We start from the raw sequence: 17,357 nt of genomic DNA on the forward strand, positions 1-17,357 counted from the left end.
GGTATTCTGATTACCGCTAATGCTGTTCAAATCCGATACCCTAACCATTTCGCAAGTTTTGCCAATCCCCCTAAAAATACCTTTTGTATAAATTTTGGAGGCCCTACTATATAGCCATCAATACACTCCCAAGCAACTCCTAGCCACAACGGATTTCGTGGAACTCCCTTTGCCGACATCTTCCCTTCACATTCCAGTTTATGAACGAGAGCAAACATTTTCCAATGCCGCCCAGGTGGACGAATCTCATGGGTCACCACCGTATGCTGTTCGCTGATACTCCAAAATTGATGCACCTGGTTCGGGTAGACGGTGATCTCTTCACCCGGCTCAAGAATGATTTCCTTTTTGTCCACAAGGAAGCGCATCCGTCCTTCTATCACTAGAAAAGATTCCGTCAGTTCCGGATGCCAGTGCGGACCATTAAGGGCCCCCCGCTGCGACATGCGATGCTCGACGATCAAAAAATCCCCTTTTTCGTCCGTTTCGCATTTCATAAAGGTGACGGTTCGGCCATCAGGATGAACGAGTTTTTCTCCAATCTTGATTTCATTTTCGTTTCTTTGAGGTTTAGTGACCTCCAATTCGTTCACCTCATTACCGATTCTTTGTTCATTCGACCGGGACGTAGCTCTAGCCGGCCCCTGCGCGGGTCAGCTGGCGCGGCGGGACCGGGCCAGAGTTAGCCCAGCGAGGATTATGCCGATCAGCCCTATCACCGCGGCCACGATGGCCCCGGCTCGCCCGTTGCCGGTGCCGAAACCACCGGTGGAGTTGGCTAGATGCAGCACAGCGAGGATTATGCCGATCAGCCCTACCACCGCGGCCACGATGGCCCCGGCTCGCCCGTTGCCGGTGCGGCGGGAGCGGGTCAGAGACAGCCCGCCGATGACCACGCTGATAAGCCCCACCACCGCGGCCACGATGGCCCTGAGTCGCATTGGGGTTATATATCCGTATTCGATATTACCGTTGGTCACTTCAGCAGAGGCAATAGCTGGCACAAGTAGAAGTGTACAAAGTATTACGAATGAAACTAGCATCATTTTCATTTGTTAATTACACCTCTTTGTTGTTTTTGCAAAACTGAATAAATATCAGTGCTGGTTAAATGCAAATGAGGTCATGTTCTTTCCATCATTTGCTTGGAGGCTCGAAGAGTTCGATAGGATTACCTGCTGGGTCATCTAGTAAGATCTGCTTACCACCAAAGCCTGTGACAATATCATTGCGGAAGCGTAGGCCTGCTTTACGCAGGGTTTCGACTAAGCCGCCCAGGTCATCGACCTCGATTTGAATCCGATTCCAGCCGCCCGGTTCCGGTTTTCGCCCATCCGACATGGCTTGAGCGGCTCCACCTGGACCATTTTTCGCATTCACAAGAAGATTCAAGTCACCTCGCTGCAAAACGGCAAAACCGGGTGCAGGATGTGCTTTGACAATGAAGTCAAGATGCTGTGTGTAGAATGCGATTGTCGCATCTACATCGTCGACAATGTAACGTACCCTGATAGGGGCCATTCTTTCCCCTCCTTCATTCGCTTTTCTGGCGTAGGCGTTCCAACTCAAAAAGTTCTTGGCTGTCTTTAATCATTGTCTTGGAAAAATAATAAAGAGAACAAGAATACCGGACGTTCCATATAGAACAATTACAATGATTCGAAACCAATGGGTTCTATTCTCATATTCATGCGCAACCAGATGCAGCGATACTCCGGACGCGATAAGGAATAGAAAGACCAATAGATAATCGGATAAATTAGGGTGGCATCGTTCCTCTCCATCCATGTTGAAGATTGTGATCAAAACTTAATTCAACCGCTTTGCTCCGCAGATTCTTGCTTTTTTTCTTTTTTGAGGTCATCGGTCTTCCGTACGAGGGACACCGTTCCAAAAAACAGCATCAGAGCGAGTACCGGATGAAGAGCAGATAAATATCCAATTCCAGATGGTAATTTGGCGCTGACCGCTATCAAAATGATGATGCCGAACAAACCCGCACTACGCAGTCGAAGAGAAAGCGGCAGCCGAGCGATGAAAGATATTACGAGTACCAGAATCGAAACAATGATCACCGCTATGGCAAAGCCCGTATGGCTCGCCCACTGGGCCGAATTCCAAAACAGTGCGAGACCGGCAAGAAACACCTGGATCATAATGCAAAGCGCAAATATCCTTACCATTGCCTTAAACACCAAACGCGCTCTAACCACGAGCGGTGAAAGATTGGTCATTTCCACCGCGCGATCCCCGACTTCAGGTTCACTGCGGTTTACGGATAGGTTGCTCATCTTTGAATCCTCGCTTTCGTTAAAATAAGTCCATCTCTCCCGTTCACTTTCCCGTTTACTTATCCTTTCTTGTTCTTCGCGGCTATTTCTCTCGTTTCACAGTCAGTTTAAACAATAAATGTCGAGAACTTATGCAGATCTTCCTCTTTTTGCTTGGATTCCTTCAAGAGCCTGTTCAATCACGGTATAATTTTCGGTAAGTGGTGTATTCTCGCAATGGAAGCAGACTAAATTGGAAGGATGTGATTGGAATGGAACCGAAATTGTTGCTTGTGGAGGACGAACCGGGCATGCTTGAGGAGATGCACGCCTATCTGCAACGTGAAGGGTTTCGGGTATTGACCGCCTGTACCGGCAAGGAAGCGCTCGCGATTGCCCGGACTGAACGGCCTGAACTCGTCGTGCTTGATTGGATGCTCCCCGAGAAAAGCGGCATCGACGTATGCCGCGAAATAAGGCAAACCTCGCATTGCGGTATTATTATGGTCACGGCCCGATCGGATGAATCGGATAAAATCGTCGGCCTGGAAATCGGTGCGGACGATTATTTGACAAAGCCGTTCAGCTTGCGCGAGCTCGCTTCGCGCATCCGAGCTTTACTTCGCCGCTTGCGCGGTCCTGAAGACAGGTCGATGTTGTTGGAAAGAGACAACCTGGTCATTTCCGAGGCCAAATGTCAGGTATTCAAGGACGGCCAGGAGATCCAACTGACACCGACGGAATTCAAAATTTTGTACACGTTGGCTGCGCGTCCCGGAATCGTTTTCAGCCGCCTTCAATTAATAAAAGCCGCACTCGAGGACGAATATATGGGATACGAAAGAACGATGGATTCCCATATCCGGAATCTTCGCCGAAAACTGGGAGACGATCCGGCCAACCCTCGATATATTCTGACGGTATACGGCTTCGGTTACCGATTCGGTGAACAATCATGAAGTTGACGGTACGCCAAAAAATATTTATTTGCATGGGACTGGCAGTTCTTATTATCGGCGGCGCTCATGCCGTAACCAAACAGGTTTACATGGAGTCTCTATTCGATCAATTTCGTAAGGAAGAAATCAGTGCATCTTATTTGAACGCACCGCCCGGGGAACAAATCGAGATCTTGAAAACTTACGTTTCAGGTAAGATGCAGAAATTTGGGTTTGAAAATTGGATCATTTTCATAGCAATCGGGCTGCTCATCAGTTTATGGATTTCGGGGATGCTGACGATCCCGCTTCGAAAGCTCGTTGCGGCTATCGAACGCGTTGCGAAGGGGGATCTGGACGTGAATGTTCCTGTACAATCTAGAGACGAATACGGTAAAGTCATCCAGACATTCAACGATATGACGCTTCGCCTCCGGGAAGCTGAGGACGCCCGCAAGCGGTTGGTAGCGGATGTCGCTCATGAGCTTCGAACTCCGCTGTCTATCATGCAGCTAAAATTAGAAAATGCTCAACAGACCGGTCAATACGTCCCTCCGGAAATGCTGCTTAGACTCCATGACGAAGTGATCCGCTTAGGCCTGTTTGTGGAAGATCTTCATGTCTTGTCGTTAGCTGAGGCGGGCCGGTTGGCATTGGATTGCAAACCGCTCGATCTGTCGGCAAGACTTGAACAAGTCGTTGATGATGTGAAAATGGAGGCTGAGGAGAACGGACTGGAAATGCGCTTCTATTCGAATACGCGGCCGGTAACGGTGATGGCCGACGCGAGACGGATCACGCAGGTGTTCATCAATTTGTTGACTAATGCAATCCGCTACACGCCGGAAGGCGGAAAGATTTCGGTTGTAATTGAAGACAAGGTCCTGGATCGGAATGCAGTCTATACATGTGTCTCAGTGATAGACACCGGCATCGGTATTCCAGCCGAAGAGTTGGCCCACTTATTCGATCGTTTTTATCGCGTGGAAAAGGCCCGTTCGCGGCATACAGGCGGAACGGGGCTCGGATTATCGATCGCTCATCATCTTGTCAGAGCCCACGGCGGGTTCATCCGCGTCGTGAGCGAGCCTGATCAAGGTACGACATTTACCGTTTATTTGCCTTCGCTTCTGATCGTCATCGCCGACAATAATTAGTTTGGCTCCGCCCATGCTCCAGCGCTTGTTCGAAAGCCTGCTTGGGATGCGCAGACGTTCGGATCAACAACCCCTACTTGAATCTCATATCGTGCTCGCCTGGCCCGAGCTTCACGACGGCTGTCGTTTGGGAAAGGCGGACTTCCACCCTCGCTTCGATTTCCGGAGGAATGGACGCCGTTACTCGAATCGCTCCGTCGGAAAGCCTCTCCCAGCCGGCGCTCAAGCTGCCCTGAACGGTCCATACCTTCGCCTCCGCAAAGGTTAAAGACTCGGGGAAGTAGGGGCGGATGACCGCTTTGCGGAAGCCCGGCGCTTCGGACCGAATGCCGACTACGTACTCCTGCAGAAGCCGCGCCGGGTAGCCGTTCCATGCATGGGAATGGCTCTCGATGTCCTCCCAGCCTTCCCACATCGTCTTTGCGCCTTGTGCGATCATATAGCCCCATCCCGGATACGCTCTGCGGCTCAATATAGCGAAGGCCTCCGCTTCTCTGCCGTTGTCGAACAGCATGCGGAGCAGGGGCAGCGACAGCACGGTGCGGCATTCCCATGGCTTATCCGCTACATAACCAATCGCCCTTTCCCGGTCCTTCTCCGGAACCGCATCTGCATACAGAGCGATTGCCGTAACGCCTTGATGGGCCTGGGCAGCGTCCGAGCTGTCCTTGAACCGCCCCGACTGCTCGTCATAGAGCTGCTTAACAATATTATCCAGAAGCCGTTCAGCCCACTCCAGGTAGCAAGCACGATCCTTCTGCTCGCCGATCAAGGCCGCTGCCTGGCTTGCGATTCTGAGCGCCTGAAGCAGCTTGATCTGCTGCACGGTCAGAAATTCGCCCGCATGCTCTACGGACGGATAAGGCCAGTCGCTAATATGCCAGCCTTTGTCGAGCGGGACGAGCCCGGTTGCCGGGTCCAGCTTATCGATGAAGTAGCCGATCATCCGTCGCAGCGGCTCGTAATACGTCTCCAATAGCGCCTTCCGGCCAGTTGACTCATATAGCTTCCATAGCAAGGTCGCATAATGCAAATCCCATTCCGGGATCTGAATATGAAAATCGGGATTGGCGTAATTGGTAGGCGCAACGAAAGGAAAAGTGCCGTCTTCCAGCTGCGCATCCGCGAAATCGCTCAGCGTTTTTTCGAGAATCGCAGCCGCATCGAAATTGTACAGCAGCGTCTCCGCCTGCAAGTCCGTGTCCGCGAGATATTGCGCTTGTTCGCGGTGAGGGCAATCGACGATCTGCCCCAGCATATTGTTTTTCTGTGTCCGGATACACGCTTCATATAAGGCGTTCAGATGCTCATCGGAACAACGGAAGGCTCCGGCGTCTTCCATCCCCGTGTGCGCCGCGCATACCGTTAGGTGTCCCGATTCGATCGGGAAGGGGTACCCGGTAACTTCGACATATCGGAATGCCTTGTACGCAAAACTCGGCTGCCACTCTTCCATGGGCGATCCGCGCATCGTGTACTGGTCGTAATAAAATGCCGAGTTCTCGTTGCACACGTTATGCTTGACCCTTCCGTCAACGTCCAGATCCTCGGAGTAACGGAGCCGAATGGTCGCCCCCGCGATCCCTTTCAGTTTGAACTTCGGCCAGCCGGATACGATTCGCCCCGCATCGAACACTTGCGGCATTTCCTCATCCTCATGTGTGCCGGCAGGCAGGCGAAGCTTCTGCAGCGGAAGCTCCTCCTCGATCGCCCCTTCCGGGATCGCCTGCCGGAACATCGGCCATTCGTCGCGGCCGATCTTCGCTTTCTTGACTTTGACGGTTCCTAAGGCGTGTCCGCTTCCCGCATAACGCCAGGTCTCCTGCCATTTTCTCGCATCGTAATCCTCGACGGCCGATATTTTGCGGTTCTGCTGATAAGGCGTCCCCGTCCGGTGAGGCATCTCCGCAAGCGCAAGCCAGCTCGTATCGGTTTTCACGACTGCTTTTTTCCCGTTCGCATAGGTCAAATGCAGTTCGAGACGGAAGCCGGGACGCCCGTCGACGGCATTCTGTCCGCCGCCGCCCAAATAGTGCGCATCAGCCGTTATGCAATTCGCGCCTTTCAGCAGCAAGCCGGCAATTTCGTGCTCCGTGTACAGCTTTCTTTTCCAGGGGTCCGTCGGCGCGGGAGTGCCGAATCCGCCTACTCTGTCGCCGTTCACGTACACCTGGACGTAGTGATGCGCCGACACGCACAGCCGCGCGGACTCCAATTCCCCGACTACGGTAAATTCCTTGCGGAAATAAGAAAAATCGTTGACGCGAATGCGGCGCGAACGCCAAATCCAATCCGATACTCCGTTCACGTGAGCCAGTCCCTCCGTTTGTTCCAAATCGCGCAACGTGTTGGTAACCGAAAGCCTTATTCCGAGTATACTTCTATCTCGTTCACCCGGATATATTCCGGTTGAATATCAGGCCCGCTCGTGCCGAGAACTCTCAGCTTCGAGCCGGTGACCATCGGGAACGTGTGCGTCCGTTGGTCGAACGTGTTGCCTGTGATCGCAGGCAAGCAGTCGATCCAATTCGAGCCGTCCCAGTATTGAATCCGGTAATCCTTAATGGCATACCCCGATGTCGTGTACAACTCCACCCGGCTGAACGTTCTGGAAGCGCCGAAGTCCAGTTGTACCCACTGCGGCAGAGAGGTGCCGTCGGTAGCCCAGCCGCTCCAATCCGTCGTAGCCGCCCCATCGTTAACCTTCTCGGCGGCATAGCCGCCGGCCGTATCGGCGTTCGACGCCGAAGCCGTTGCGCCCTTCGCGAAGTTGACCATGGACGCCGTATTCAGCTTGATCTGGCTGAGCTGCGGGCTATATACCAATGATCCTCCCGTCGGAAACTCCGCCTTGATAAACTGGGTGCCTGCCGGAAGCTTGCCGAGCGTATAGACGCGTTTGGTCCAAGCGCCGTCATTGATCAGGGAATCTGCGTAATCCCAGCCTTGCTGTTCCGTCCACGTCACGCCGTCCGGAGCGGTATAAAACTTGAAGTTGCGGATGCCCGGTTCATTATCGGTCGCATACAGAGCCGTCAACTGAAGATCCGTCGCTTCGCTGCGATAAATCAGATGCTCGGGTGTCAGGCCTGTCTGCGTCCGCATGACTCGGCTTGAATCGCCCAGTGCCGCTCCGTGCGCCGTATCGAACATTAGACCCGAGCTGTGCGAGCTTACCTTTGACCAATCGTCCAGTTCGTCAATGATCGGCGCTGAGTTCCACGGCACATCGGAGATTTGCGCCTGCCCGATTTGCGGGCTGTACGATAGCGTTCCCCCGGTAGGGAACGCAATCTTGACATAATTCGTATGGTCCGGAAGCCTCGTCATCGTATAGACTCGCTTCGTCCAATAACCATCGTTGACAGGGGAGTCCGAATAACTCCATCCTCCATGCTCCGTCCAATTCGCGCCATCCGGAGACACATCAAATTTGAAGTTGCGGATGACCGGCTCCTGATCGGTCGCGAACAATCCGGTTAGCCGGAAGCGGGTTGCATTGTCCAAGCGATAGACGATGAATTGCGGCGTATCCCCGTTGCTCTGCCGCGTCGCGCGGCTCTGATCTCCCAACGCAGAGGCATTCGTCTTATCGAGTATGAGCCCCGCAGTGTGCGACAGAACCCCGCTCCAATCGTTCAGTTCGTCGGTAATCGTCGTCCCCGCGCTCATGGCATTCATAATCTCGTAGAAGACAACGCCGTGATGGTCAAGCTCGGGGGCCAGCGTCAAGCGGTTGCCGACGATGGTCTCCGTCGTCGTCACAGGCGTCAATGTTGCCAGCGTCTTGTAGGCGGCTTCACGCGAATACCAGTAATTTTGGTCCGCGGCATTTTTCAAGCTTCTCGGCACTTCCATCGTATACTTCGACCAGGAATACGCGGAATCCGGAATCCCGCGATTCGCCTTGTCACTCCACCAGGCCGGCCAGAAATTGCCGTGCGAATCGTCCACAATCCATTTCTTCACCGTGACCGTATTGCCGGAAACGGGGACAATGTTGTTGATCGTGACAGCGGGCGTCTCTCCTGTCGTACGATTCATGTCGTTATTATGATTGTAGACCATGAGGTGAACCGTTTTCGCCGCTTCGTTGTATCCGCCGATCCCGTTCACTTCGTTGCTCGAATCGACCGTCGCACCCGAAAATTCGCCTTCCACACGCTTATCGCCCACCATCCGGTAGCCGAGATTGGCAATATGCGTAGAGACCGCGGGAACGCCGCCCCAGATCCCTTCCGTGCTTAATCCCCATGCGGAAAACCAGTCGATGTCCCAATCGAGCATCGTCTTGAACTGCTTGGCATCCGAGGATGACTGGAAGCTACTGGCGACAATCCGCGAATATAGCGGCTTGGCATCCGGACCGGAGTTGATGCGCCCTTCGTCAATCCCGTATTTCAAATTCGCCAGCCCATCGGCGACAGCCCGTTTGCGGAGCGTCTCGATCGTGTCGACCAGGCTTTTGCCGCCGGGCATCTTGACTCCGGGCGTCAAGTCATAGAACGAAGCGCTCAAGAAATCGATCTTGGTGCCTCTCAAGCCCGTCTTGTAATTGACGCCGTCCGGTCCTACGCCGGCAGCATGATCGATAAAAGCCAGCTCGTCCCACAGTCCTTCGGTTACTGACATACTGTGAGCGCCCACCGTCAAGTTGCTTGCTCCGATCGCATCTTCGAGCGCCGCTACCGTATAATCGTAAATCTTGAAAAAGGCGGTCTGGGTGGAAGCGGAACTGACGCCATCGTCGAACCATTCCGGGTTCTCGTATTCGGTGAAGACGCCCCACGTCCAGGTTTTTACTTCAGCTAGCCCAAACTCGACGACAAGCGCCTGAGCCAACGCTTTGATGTAATTATAATATTGATTGTAATCACCGGGCGGTTTGAGGTTCGCTTCCATGACGCCTACCGTCGGATTGTCGGACAGCTTCATCGGGATATTGCCGGTTTTGATATGCGGCTTCAATCCTTGATCCACGACGTGATGAAGCGCGCTGATCAACCGGGAAAAATCATAGTCCGTTACCTTCGTTCTGTCGGAGGGATCGGCGAAAAGATCGCGGTTCGTACTGCAACCGGGAAAGCCGACATAGCAGCCTCCGGTCGCCGTCATAAACTGAACGTTCTTCACGAACGGATACTGGGTGGCGAACGTATTGGAAGGTTGACCCGCCGCTTTCGTTGTCCAATCAATCTCATAATCCCAGGCATTGATATCGGAGAATGTATTGTGTATCGTCTTGCCCTGAGCCGACAGATCGAACGACAGCGTCGGGCCGGAGGCGGCGAACGTCTTGCCGGACGGAGACAACGTCAATGAACCGAATAGGGCGAGCGAGCAACACAATAATGATATTCCTCTTTTCATTTCCTACTCCCCGCTTTCTGCGATTAGATCGTTTATACTCGTTCCCGAACGCCGACGCTTCATCCCTTGACGCTCCCCATGACGATCCCGCTCATGAAATACCTTTGCAGGAAAGGGTACACGAGCAGGATCGGCAATGCCCCAATAAAGATCTGTGCGGCCTTGTTCGTCCTATCGGAGACTGCGAGAAGCGTTTGCGTATCCTGAATGGTAATCATCTTGAGCAAGCCTTGTTGTACCACAACGGTTTGAAGATAACTCTGCAGTGGATAATGCTCCGTCCTGTTCATCAGGATAATGCCGTCAAACCAGCTATTCCAGTGGCCTACGGAAGAAAACAAGATCAAAGTGGCAATGGCAGGCATGGAAAGCGGCACGTATATTTTCCACAACGTATACCAGTGTCCGGCACCGTCAATAAACGCCGCCTCTTCGATCTCCTTGGGCAAATTTCTGAAGAAATTAAGCAGAATGATTACACTGAATATGGAAACGGCGCCTGGCAAAATCAGAGCAAAAATGGAATCGATCAACCCGGTCATTTTAATGACCATATACCAAGGAATTAATCCGCCTCCAAAGAGGATCGTAATCATATAAAATACGACATAGCCCTTGCGGAATGAAAGCATTCTTTCGTCTTTAGAAAGAGGATAGGCAATCGTGATGATCAGAAGCATATCGATCGGCACGCCAAGGAGCACTCTCTCGAAAGAAACCATCATGGATCGGATAAATTCCGGTTTGTTGGCAACGAACTCATAGGCTTTAAATGTGAAGTGAACAGGCCACAAAGTGACTTGACCCGATGACGCTGCCGTACCGCTGCTGAATGAAATAGCCAGCACGTGGACCAGAGGCAATAGACACAGCAAGGCGAAAGCAGAAAGAAACAAATAATTAAAAATAGGAAAAGCCAATCTTCCAATTGAAGTGTTACCCTTCATATCTGTCCTCCAACGGATTATAAAACTTTATATCCCGCAAATTTATCTGCCAGCTTGTACGAAACCGATATGAGAATAACAGAAACGACAGATTTGAATAAGCCGACGGCCGTAGCGATGCTGAATTGGTTATCGATCAGCCCCATCCTGTACACCATCGTATCTATGATATCTCCGGTGCTGTACACGAGCGGATTATATAAATTGAACACCTGATCAAACCCTGCATTCAATATGCCGCCAAGGCTCAATACGGTCATCAGAATGATGATCGGGGCCAATCCCGGCAAGGTGACATGCCAAGTCTGCCTCCATCGGCTGGCTCCATCTACGATAGCCGCTTCGTATAGCGTCGGATCGATCCCCGTCAATGCCGCCAGATAGATGATCGTTCCAAATCCTGCTTCCTTCCACACATGCGTAACGACAAGCAAATACGGAAATATCTTTTCATTCCCTAAAAAAAAGATGGGCTTGATGCCGAATATCCCCAAAAATTGATTGACGATACCGCTGGAGGGGGATAGGATATCGATTAAAATACCTGCAAGGAGGACCCAGGATAAAAAGTACGGTAGATAGATAATCGTTTGAATCCCTCTTTTGACATACTTCGCTCGCACTTCATTTAACAGAAGCGCTAATCCGACGGGCACGATCAAACTGGCAACAATCTTCATGAAGGCGATAAAGATCGTATTCCAGAACACTTGGCGTACATCGGGTATTTGCAAAATGAACTTAAAATTATCGAGTCCGACCCATTCCGACCTGAAAAATCCTTTGGAAATATTGAATCTCTCGAATGCCATTAAAATTCCCAGCATCGGTCCATAGCTGAATATCAGCAGCAGAATGATCCCGGGTACCATCATCAGATGCAACGGCGATTCCCGAACCCATTTTTTACCTCTCGCTCTTAGAGCCTCCATGCCTATTCCTCCGTCGTATTGCTTTCGATTTCAGTAAAAAGGAAGCTGGCGGAACCAACTTCCTTTTTACGCGTTATTCCCGACTATTGCGACTTAGATTTGTACCATTCGTTGACTTCCTTAGTCAGTTGGTCTCCGCCCAGCTTTTTCCACTGGTCGACGAATTTGTCGAATTCATCGATCGACTCTTTGCCCATGATAATCTTAAGGAAAGTTTCGTTCTGTATTTTGCTAAGCGTAGCTCCCCTATCAATCTCGGTTTGGGTAGGGGCGCCGTAGTACTCGTTGAAGACCCATTCTTTATTTTTGTCGATCTGCTCCAATATGGATTGCGAGCCGCCCGGCCCGAATATGGCTGCAGTCCCCCAGCTCTTGATATCCCCGCCCTGATAAGCGACAATTTTGTCATAGGTGGTTTTGTCGGAGGCATTCAGCTTTGAAGTATCCTTGGTTTGCAAGACCGTTTGCATCGTCTGGTAAATTTCGAGATTTTGCTTAGGCCCCCATACGCGGAACATGGACATCTTGAATATTTCTTTACCTTCAGGCGTAGTCCCGTATTTGTTGTTGTTCGCATTGGGACCCATCGTATTCTCTACCCATTCGTTTACCATTTTGATAAGCGCTTCGGGATGCTTGAAGTTTTTGTTTACGACATGGTAATTCGTAGCGGGAGACGAGACCAAAGACAGCGCAGGCTTATCGTCCGAAGAAACCAACGGAATCGCGATCCAGTCGCCGGAATCCTTTTCGTTTTCTTTACTTCCGTTCAGCGGCCAAATGGAGTTCCACATCGCTCCGAATTCGATTCCGATTTTGCCTGCGGTCGTGGATTCAGCCACTTTCGTGCCGTCTTTAACGCCGAATTCCGGATCGATCAGCTTTTTGCTGTACATGTCCTGCAATGCCGCCAAGGCTGTCTTGACTTCGGGTTGTACGGTGCCATAGACCAGATTGCCGGAGGCATCCTTGATCCATCCGCCCGGATACGCATGATGGCCATAGAATATCGGAGCAATATCGGCCCACCCGGTTAATGCGCCGCTTATCGCATCCTTATTGATCGCAAAGCCAAACGTATCGGCCTTTCCGTTTCCGTCAGGGTCCTGCGTGACAAACGCTTCCGCAGTTTTGATCAATTCATCCATCGTCTTGGGTACCGGCAAATTCAGCTTTTTGAGCCAATCGTTCCGGATCCAGATCATTTCAATGTTGTCCAACATCGATTGAGTCTCCGGAATCGCCATCAGCTTTCCGTTAAATTTGGCCGTTCCAAGCACCAAGCCGCCGTCGGCTTCAATAACGCTTTTGGTTAGCGGCGTGGCGTATTGTTCATAAAAGCTTGTCAAATCGGCAATCGCATCGTTGTCGATCAACTGCTTGAAGTCCTTCATATTGACATCGAATACATCGGGCAAATCGTTCGAGGCAATGGAAACGCCGAATTTTTGCGCATATTGTTCGGTCGGAACAACCCAATTATATTTGATATTGATTCCCAGATCGTCTTGATACGCTTTGGTCCAGACGTTGTTGTCGATCGTTTCGCCTGCATCATATTTATAGTTGGTGCCAAGATCCGGTCTTATGCTTGTTACCGTAATTGGGGGATCGTATTTGCCCATAGGATCGATTTTTTCGAGACTTCCCGATCCTTCAGGGGATGCCGAGCCGCTGGCTTGCGGGGATGGCGCTTCGTTCTTTGTAAGGTTCGACGAACCGCAAGCGGCCAATGACGATACTACTGAAGCCGCAAGCGCAAAGGAAATGAGCTTTACGATTCTTTGATGTTTCATGTACACCCTCCGATTTTTTATGTAAGTGAGATCTCTGAATTTATTATAATCGGCGAATGAAAGCGGTTAACATATGACATTCTTTACATTTGCGCTTTTCATTTACTTCATGATTGTAGAATCGCGGTACTCCTGGGGCGTCATTCCGGTGGATTTTTTGAAAAACTTGGCAAAGTAAGCGGGAGAATCAAAGCCGATCGCCAAGGAGACCTCGTGTATTTTCATTCCGGTTCCTCCGAGAAGCTCCTTTGCCTTGTTTATCCGCGCAAGCTGAATATGGTCTGAAATATTGGTGCCGGTTATCTGTTTGAACAACCGCGATAGGTACGAAGGGTTGAAATAGGTCAGCTCGCCTAGCTTTACCAGGGAGATATCCTCCGATAAATGCTCGAAAATATACTGTTGCACGAGCATGATGATATCCTCTTCCCGTTTTTCTTGATCGCGTTCCTGCAGCTTAAAGATGTCTTTGGCAATCAAGTGCAAATAGTCGACGGCATCCGTCCAGCAATCGAATTCATCGATCCGGGTAAGCTTGCTTAAGCTTGAATGGAATACCTGTTCTGCAACAAGCCCCCTCCGGTTGATGTAAGATAACAGCTTTAATGACAATGAAAAATAAATTTCCAACGCGGGAATGTCATGCATGCTATGAATCTTGGAAAGAAACTCCCCGATCTCCGAATAGATATCGAAGAAGTCCCGCTTCTGGCCTCGCTCCAAACAGCTCTCCAGTTTACTGATCTTATTCAGATACGCGTATATTTTTCCTTCATACCGGTTTGTACCTTGAGATTGATCTTGTACGACAGTTACGGGTTCATTCTCTCTAAGGATAATGCCGCTTTTAGAACCGATACGGTAGTTTAGCAACTGTCTTAAACCGTAGTACCTTTCGGAAACCGTATCCCAACTGCTTAAATCCTTGGCAAGAGCGAAAGACATACTTACTTGAAGGGATTCCATACAAGCCTTCTGAGCGGTTTCCAGCGTTTCCTTAATGAACAGGCTGGTTCTTTCCCAAGTGATCCGGGGATCGGCAGATTGGATTAACCATACGGAGTACGACTCTTCGTAAAAAATGTAGGATGAGCGGATGTTCTCGGACAAATACGCTTCCACAATGTTCTTTGCGGTATAGATCAGGCGGTTCTTCTCGGCCAGGGCCAGCTTTTTGGACAGATTATCCATTGTTCCTAGCAGCATAATTACAGGGAGATCGGCGTTCAGAGAGATCTCCATTTCATCCAGTTGCTGTTGCGTAACCGGAAGTACGGACTTCTCCCCCCGAAGGAGCGTGGTTAGATATTCCTTTTGAAGCAGCGGCATTGCCTTGCTTACTTGCTGTCTCGCCCTGCTGATCAGCTCTGTATTTCTGTAACTATTCTCAATCTCGCCGATGGCTTTTTCTACCGTCTTTATGATCTCGGAGTCGTCTTCCGTTTTCAACAAATAACTGACGCCGTCATGCTTTATTGCCGCATATACATAATCGAATTGGTCGTATCCGGTTAAAAATATGACCTTGCAGCCCGGCCACCTGATCTTGATGTGATCAAGGAGCTGTATTCCGTTCATCTCGGGCATATGGATGTCCGTCAGGACGATATCGATCTTCGTCCTATTCAGCCAGCTCAAGGCTTGCTCTCCCGTGTAGGCTTTGTATATATCCAGCTCAAGCTGCGTTAGACCGCCAAAAAGCCTGCAAAGCCAATCCACGATCATCTGTTCATCATCCACAATCAACAGTTTGTACATGGTCTCGCTCCCTCATTTCTCATTTCAAGAGGCTATAATGCAATTTGGACAGTCACCTTTAATCCACCCAGATCGCTTCTGGAAAATAGCAATCCGCTGTCGTTCCCCATGCTGTATTGGAGTCTCCTATGTATATTTTTAATTCCGGTCGTTTCTACCTCATCCATATGATCCTTTTCGATAAGAGACTTCTGCAGAGCCTCTAATTCTTGATCGTTCAGACCGTTTCCATTATCTTCGACGACAACATTCAACGCTTTTTCCGACTTTAGGAACGAGATGCTCAGTATTCCGCCGCTGGCCTTATTCTCCAGACTGTGCTCAAGCGCATTCTCGATAATGGGCTGTATAATGAGACGCGGCACTCTAATAGAGCTGTATTCTTCCGGCGTCGGTTCGAATTCGATTTTCATTCTGCTGGCAAACCGCATGCTCAATATTTCCGCATATATCCTTGCATGCTCGATTTCGCTAACTAACGTAACCTCGTCCGATCCGCTTCGCGTTATGAATTTCAGATAGGTTCCAAGCTGCTGCGAGAACCGCGCCGCATTGTCGTTATCTTCATCGATCACCATCCTGTGCAGGATGAAATAGCTGTTGTAAAGAAAGTGCGGGACGATTTGCGTCTGAAGCTGCTTCAACTGCGCGTTCTGCGCAAGTATTTTCTGTTTATAGACTTGTTCGATTAAAGTGCCGAACTTATCGACCATTTTGTTGAAAGCGTCGTACAGGTATCTGAATTCGTTGTCGGATTTATGCGTAATGGATATATTCAAATCGCCCTTCTCCATCTTGCGGAAAGCTTTGACTAGCAGCGACAAGGGTTTGTATATTATCCGGTAAGTAGAAAAGGAATAAATCAGAATAAGCAGAATCGCCGTCGCGGTAAAAATCCAAAACCAGTTGGAATACTTCTCGAAGGCTTTAAGAACTTCGCTCTCCGGTACGAACTTGGACAACGTAATGCCTAGATAGTCGGAGCTCGTATAGATCATCCAATACGACTTGTCCATGATCTTTATATTCTTAGAGCCGCTTTTTGCGGTTTTTACGGCCGTCTTCACGTATTCCGAAACCGTTGAATTTTCTTCGGCGTTGTTCGTGCTCGTCAATACGAAATTGTTGCGATGATCGACTAACAAAGCCCCTCCGTCATTGTAATTATTGAACTGCTTTAATGCGTCTTCCAACACGCGCAGATTCAATTCCAGGGCAATGATGTAAGCAGGTTTCTTTTTATCTTTGCTTTGGGTGTCGATCGGCGTGTTGGATAAATTGGAAATGCTTAAAAAGAGACGCTTATTCCAATAAATCGTTTGCGCGCTTTTAGAATTGTAAGCGTTCACATCAAGGGCGTTAAACTCCTCGTAAGGGATGGAGCTTTCAAAGGCCGATGACGAGATCACCCTATCTATAGACGGGATGTAGGCGCTTGCACTAATGATATAAGAACTGCTGCTGGCTATCGATTTCAAATGCTGTTGAACCTGTAAAATCGATTGTGCTTTGCCGTAGTCGTCGAGAGATTCCGGCAGAAAAGCAAGCTGCTGCAAATTCACGTCGTCCATGAAGTAGTACTGAAGAAGTTTTACTCTTTGTATTTCTTTTTCAAGATTCTCCTTGTAAAAATCGACCTGGGAAAGCATCGTATTGGAGATATCCTGCCTCTGGGTTTGTACGGTCCATTGATAGATCTCGATACTAAGCGCATAAATGGGTAAAATGATAAGCAGAAACGTGATGACCAATCTGCTGAAGAGAGACATTTTCCATACGGATTTAATAGACATTTTAATGGGTACCATCGGTCTATAAGCTCCCTTCCTAGAAAAACGAGCGACTGTATCTCAGCATACACCCGAATTCTGTATTTGAGTAGACAAGGGAAGGTCGGGGTCCGGTTAGCTATTTATTATGTTAGAGACGGAAAGACAAAAGGACGAATTGGTGAGCAGCTCTTCGATGGCGACAGAGTACTTCGAGAAGGTGAGCCGCTCCGTCATCCCATCTGTTGCGAGGCTATATGTTACCGGTGAAATGGTACATCGGGTTACTTCAAGAAGGGCACTTAGGTTCCGTTGGCTGCGTTCTGCCGGCATTCCGAAAACCATTCGATGACATTGAACACACCCCGTTCTGTTTCGGTTTCGGAATCCTATTGTCTGTTCATTGTTTCATTCCTCTAG

General features: G+C 49.9%; 13 protein-coding genes. 2 read left to right on the plus strand and 11 right to left on the minus strand.

The features are described 5' to 3' along the window. Nucleotides 1–26: 26 nt before the first annotated feature. From H7C19_RS05310 to H7C19_RS05325, 4 genes are all read right to left on the minus strand, one after another. Complete coding sequence (locus H7C19_RS05310; protein WP_313731389.1) at nucleotides 27–593, minus strand: cupin domain-containing protein; 567 nt, start codon at nucleotides 591–593, stop codon at nucleotides 27–29. A 60-nt stretch (nucleotides 594–653) separates the two neighbouring features. Continuing rightward, nucleotides 654–1,052: a DUF6223 family protein gene (locus H7C19_RS05315; protein WP_185141531.1), complete on the minus strand. Its 399-nt coding sequence runs from the start codon at nucleotides 1,050–1,052 to the stop codon at nucleotides 654–656. Nucleotides 1,053–1,137: 85 nt separating this feature from the next. Continuing rightward, a complete protein-coding gene (locus tag H7C19_RS05320) occupies nucleotides 1,138–1,521 on the minus strand; it encodes a VOC family protein (protein WP_185141532.1) in 384 nt (127 codons plus the stop codon). Nucleotides 1,522–1,814: 293 nt separating this feature from the next. Beyond that, nucleotides 1,815–2,291 carry a DUF6220 domain-containing protein gene (locus H7C19_RS05325; protein ID WP_185141533.1) on the minus strand — a complete coding sequence of 159 codons (477 nt, stop codon included), beginning with the start codon at nucleotides 2,289–2,291 and terminating at the stop codon, nucleotides 1,815–1,817. A 251-nt stretch (nucleotides 2,292–2,542) separates the two neighbouring features. Between H7C19_RS05325 and H7C19_RS05330 the strand changes: the two genes are divergently transcribed. Together H7C19_RS05330 and H7C19_RS05335 are read left to right on the plus strand one after the other, a co-directional pair. Next, nucleotides 2,543–3,229: a response regulator transcription factor gene (locus H7C19_RS05330; protein ID WP_185141534.1), complete on the plus strand. Its 687-nt coding sequence runs from the start codon at nucleotides 2,543–2,545 to the stop codon at nucleotides 3,227–3,229. Continuing rightward, nucleotides 3,226–4,365: a sensor histidine kinase gene (locus H7C19_RS05335; protein ID WP_185141535.1), complete on the plus strand. Its 1,140-nt coding sequence runs from the start codon at nucleotides 3,226–3,228 to the stop codon at nucleotides 4,363–4,365. Before H7C19_RS05330 ends, H7C19_RS05335 begins: the two co-directional genes overlap by 4 nt. Nucleotides 4,366–4,438: 73 nt before the next feature. On the opposite strand, the gene H7C19_RS05340 is transcribed toward H7C19_RS05335, so the two are convergent. The 7 genes from H7C19_RS05340 to H7C19_RS05370 all read right to left on the minus strand — a co-directional run bounded on the left by H7C19_RS05340 (nucleotide 4,439) and on the right by H7C19_RS05370 (nucleotide 16,919). Next, nucleotides 4,439–6,673 (minus strand): alpha-L-rhamnosidase, encoded by a 2,235-nt coding sequence (locus H7C19_RS05340; RefSeq protein WP_185141536.1) that lies wholly within the window; start codon nucleotides 6,671–6,673, stop codon nucleotides 4,439–4,441. Between the two features lie 56 nt (nucleotides 6,674–6,729). Then, nucleotides 6,730–9,735, minus strand: coding sequence for a discoidin domain-containing protein (locus H7C19_RS05345; protein WP_185141537.1), 3,006 nt, complete (start codon nucleotides 9,733–9,735; stop codon nucleotides 6,730–6,732). A gap of 59 nt (nucleotides 9,736–9,794) precedes the next feature. Next, nucleotides 9,795–10,682 (minus strand): carbohydrate ABC transporter permease, encoded by an 888-nt coding sequence (locus tag H7C19_RS05350; RefSeq protein WP_185141538.1) that lies wholly within the window; start codon nucleotides 10,680–10,682, stop codon nucleotides 9,795–9,797. 17 nt (nucleotides 10,683–10,699) lie between these two features. Further along, nucleotides 10,700–11,614: an ABC transporter permease gene (locus H7C19_RS05355; RefSeq protein ID WP_185141539.1), complete on the minus strand. Its 915-nt coding sequence runs from the start codon at nucleotides 11,612–11,614 to the stop codon at nucleotides 10,700–10,702. 83 nt (nucleotides 11,615–11,697) lie between these two features. Further along, a complete protein-coding gene (locus tag H7C19_RS05360) occupies nucleotides 11,698–13,410 on the minus strand; it encodes an extracellular solute-binding protein (RefSeq protein ID WP_185141540.1) in 1,713 nt (570 codons plus the stop codon). Nucleotides 13,411–13,512: 102 nt separating this feature from the next. Then, a complete protein-coding gene (locus tag H7C19_RS05365; protein ID WP_185141541.1) occupies nucleotides 13,513–15,168 on the minus strand; it encodes a response regulator transcription factor in 1,656 nt (551 codons plus the stop codon). A 32-nt stretch (nucleotides 15,169–15,200) separates the two neighbouring features. Then, nucleotides 15,201–16,919, minus strand: a complete 1,719-nt coding sequence (locus H7C19_RS05370) for a sensor histidine kinase (RefSeq protein WP_221469051.1) — start codon at nucleotides 16,917–16,919, stop codon at nucleotides 15,201–15,203. Between the last annotated feature and the right edge of the window lie 438 nt (nucleotides 16,920–17,357).

The sequence above is a fragment of the Cohnella nanjingensis genome (assembly GCF_014212125.1).
Taxonomy (GTDB): Bacteria; Bacillota; Bacilli; order Paenibacillales; family Paenibacillaceae; genus Cohnella; species Cohnella nanjingensis.